The sequence below is a fragment of the Maribacter sp. genome (genome assembly GCF_049667165.1).
Classification (GTDB): Bacteria; Bacteroidota; Bacteroidia; order Flavobacteriales; family Flavobacteriaceae; genus Maribacter_A.
Genome location: NZ_JBATHS010000292.1, coordinates 1 through 3,510, shown reverse-complemented (window position 1 = coordinate 3,510; position 3,510 = coordinate 1). Strand labels below are relative to the sequence as shown.

General features: G+C 41.5%; 4 protein-coding genes. All 4 read left to right on the top strand.

Going from position 1 to position 3,510, the window contains the following annotated elements; translation table 11 throughout:
* A partial coding sequence (locus WBM98_RS13950) for a response regulator transcription factor (protein WP_424366635.1) occupies positions 1–916 on the top strand: 916 nt, incomplete at its 5' end.
* A 184-nt stretch (positions 917–1,100) separates the two neighbouring features.
* Positions 1,101–2,138 (top strand): c-type cytochrome, encoded by a 1,038-nt coding sequence (locus tag WBM98_RS13945; RefSeq protein ID WP_424366634.1) that lies wholly within the window; start codon positions 1,101–1,103, stop codon positions 2,136–2,138.
* 178 nt (positions 2,139–2,316) lie between these two features.
* A complete protein-coding gene (locus tag WBM98_RS13940) occupies positions 2,317–2,985 on the top strand; it encodes a Tat (twin-arginine translocation) pathway signal sequence containing protein (RefSeq protein ID WP_424366633.1) in 669 nt (222 codons plus the stop codon).
* 87 nt (positions 2,986–3,072) lie between these two features.
* The gene (locus WBM98_RS13935) at positions 3,073–3,486 is read left to right on the top strand and encodes a DsrE family protein (RefSeq protein WP_424366632.1); all 414 of its coding nucleotides are present in this window, start codon (positions 3,073–3,075) and stop codon (positions 3,484–3,486) included.
* Positions 3,487–3,510: the final 24 nt, after the last annotated feature.

Genomic DNA, 3,510 nt, shown 5'->3' with positions numbered 1-3,510 from the left:
CATTGGTGTGGAAAGCACCCTTGGTAAAGGAAGCACTTTTACCGTACAAATACCGATAACCAATACCGCCGTTAAAACCCTAGACGCTAAAATAACGGTTGAACCCCTTATTAAAAAAACAGCACATACTGCGGTAACCGAACCGTTAATTTTTGATGAGGGCTCTTCCTTACCCCTGGCACTCATTATTGAGGATAATGAAGATGTGGCCCATTATTTAAAAACCTGTCTCAAGGGCAACTACCAAACTATGCATGCCAGCAATGGGATAATAGGAATAGAAATGGCGTATGAAAATATACCCGATGTCGTGATCAGTGATGTAATGATGCCCGGTAAAGATGGGTTTGAAGTATGTGCAACCCTAAAATCGGACGAGCGTACGGATCATATACCCATTATCCTCTTAACGGCGAAGGTAACTACGGAAGATCGGTTGGCAGGGCTTTCCCATGGAGCGGATGCCTATTTGGCCAAACCCTTTAACGAAAAGGAATTGTTTATCCGATTAAATCAACTGGTATTACTCCGAAAAAAATTGATCGACAAAATCCAGAAAGATGGGTTGCACAAATTTTTGGATAAAAAGGAAGAAAGTCCAGAATCGAAGTTTCTTCAAAAGGTCATACAAGCCATAAATGAGGATTTAGGTAATTCCGCTTTTGGTTCGGGTGAACTTTCCAGTAAATTACATTTAAGCGAATCCCAGATCTATAGAAAACTAAAAGCCATTACGGACAAATCCACAGCAGTCTTTATACGATCTATCCGTCTGCAAAAGGCGAAAGAAATGATCGAGACCACAGATAAAACCATCTCCGAAATCGCCTATGAGACCGGTTTTAACGATCCTTCTTGGTTTAGTCGTGCCTTTAAGGAAGAGTTTGGGGTTGCACCTAGTGACATATCTAAATAATTAATTTTATACTTATTATTATTTGTGATTGCATTTTTTTGCAATAATGACAATAGGTTTTTCTGATCCTTTCACAAATACTGCTAGAGTTTGAATGAATAGTGCATCCCATTCAAGGCTAGTATGGTTAACATTGTAGTACTTCCCCCTTAACAGTAATTCAAAAAAACAAGTACGATCTGCCATGAAAGATGATACCACCTATCTTATCAAAAAATTAAGACTCCAAGTCACTGTATGCTGCAGTTTGATGGTGTTGATCGGTATAGCGACCCTACTGTTTTATTTTGATGTGTTTGCCAAAGATCCCATACAGGTTGTGGATATTACACTAGGCCCCATAGAAACGAAATATGATATTTCATTATTGGACGATTCTGCTGAAAATGTAGAGCTAAAATTAGGTCATGAACTTTTCATAAACACACCAAAATATATCGGCCCTGACAATGGCAACCCAGACATGGTTTATGCCGGAAATAGATTGGCATGCAATAATTGTCATTTACAATCGGGTACCAAACCCTTTTCAGCACCGCTCATTGGGATCATTAACCGATTTCCACAGTTCAGGGGTAGGGAAAATAAAATAGGTACCATCGAGGAACGTATCAATGGGTGTATGGAACGCAGTATGAACGGTAGAATACTACCTCCTGACGGAAAAGAAATGCAGGCCTTTATTACCTATTTGACCTGGCTAAGTCGGTTTGCGCCAGAAGACGGAAAGGTAGCTGGCCAAGGGTTCGTCAAAATTGAAATTCCGAACAGAAAAGTGGACCTTATTCATGGGCAACAGGTTTTTGAAACGAACTGCATCGTCTGTCATGGTAAAAATGGGCAAGGAGTTAAAACAGCAGGTAGTTTTAGGTATCAATTTCCACCCCTTTGGGGTAAGGACTCTTATAATAACGGGGCAGGAATGACCCGTGTGATCACAGCGGCCCAGTTCATTAAGGCCAACATGCCCTTTGGCACCACCCATGATGCCCCTGTATTGAGTGATGAAGAAGCGTATGATGTTGCAGGCTACATCAACCATCATCAACGACCAGAGAAACCGAACCGGGAAGCCGATTTCCCCGATTTGACTAAAAAACCAGTGTCAACCCCCTATGGGCCCTATGCTGACAATTTCCCTATAGAGCAACACCGTATAGGTCCTTTTCAACCTATTATGGATTTTTATAAAAGTGAATTCAATATTGTTAAATCTAAATAGGGCCAAGCGTAAAGAAAATGTCTTGTAGCCATTTTTAGCAAAGGAGCCAGCCGGCGCGTTGGCGTTATAAACAAGAATGTTTCATGGAGAAATCGAAGATTCAAATGCTTTTTAAAACAATAACGTAGGATGTGAATAATTACTTCTTGCAGAATATTAATCAAATAAATATATACAAATGAAAACAAAGACAAATTCTAGAAGAAACTTTATGGGTGCCATGATGCTTGGTGCCACCGCCAGTACACTTTCAGTACTTGGCAATCCGGTATTTGCGGGTATGACCGATTTTAACGAAACCCAAATGAACGAAGCCGATGACTGGTTTAAGCAAATAAAAGGGACACACCGTATCGTTTATGATGGAAACTATCCGCACAAAGGGTTTCCGATAATTTGGAACTGGGCGTTCTATTTATCCAACAATGAAACTGGATCCCCAGACGATGATATTACGGCCATGACCGTTTTACGTCATGATGGAATTCCATTTGCCTTTAATTCTTCCCTTTGGAAGAAGTACCCATTGGGAGAGGTTTTCCATGTTAAAAAGGCAGACGGGACCACCTATGATCGAAATCCGTATTATGAACCCCAAGAAGGTGATTTTCCACTTCCTGTAATCCAAGGCATAAAAGATATGCAAGCCCGAGGTGCCATGTTCTGTGTGTGCAATTTGGCCATTTCGGTATACAGTGGCGCTGTGGCCCAACAAATGGGATTGGATCCAAAGGAAACGTATGAAGAATGGATAGCAGCCGTATTGCCAGGAATTCAAGTAGTACCCTCAGGGGTTTGGGCGTTGGGTAGGGCGCAAGAGAATGGTTGTGGTTACATCTTTGCATGAGAGTGATCGGATAACAGTACTCAGTAGAAAGTAAACAGTGATAAGTGATAAGTAAACAGTAAGTAATAATCAGTAAATAAATGAAATATGAAAACAATTATAAACGTAGTATTAGCATGCCTATGTATGACCATGGCATTCGCCCAAGAAAAACCTGTAAAAATAGTATTCGATGTCACCAGTAGCAATACCGGGGTTCACGAATCCACCATGCGACATGTGAAAATGATGTCGAAGGCCTACCCCGATTCAAAGTTCGAGGTGGTCATGTATAGTGGCGCCTATGAAATGGTCGTGAAGGACAAGTCGACCGTATCGGCCGACATGGAAGCACTGGCCAAAAACGACAACGTAGATTTTGTGGTTTGCCAGGCATCCTTGAATCGCCATGAAATCGATGCTTCGGAACTCATCACAGGGGTTCGGGCTGTACCTGACGGCATTCTTGAGATCATTCAAAAACAAGGACAAGGTTGGGGATATATAAAAGAAGGACAATAAATATCCTCGGGCCAAGCCCACGGG

What these genes read in the sequence shown, in the direction of transcription:
- WBM98_RS13945 (WP_424366634.1), top strand. Translation starts at nt 1,101, where the DNA reads ATGAAAGATGATACCACCTATCTTATCAAAAAATTAAGACTCCAAGTC.
- WBM98_RS13940 (WP_424366633.1), top strand. Translation starts at nt 2,317, where the DNA reads ATGAAAACAAAGACAAATTCTAGAAGAAACTTTATGGGTGCCATGATG.
- WBM98_RS13935 (WP_424366632.1), top strand. Translation starts at nt 3,073, where the DNA reads ATGAAAACAATTATAAACGTAGTATTAGCATGCCTATGTATGACCATG.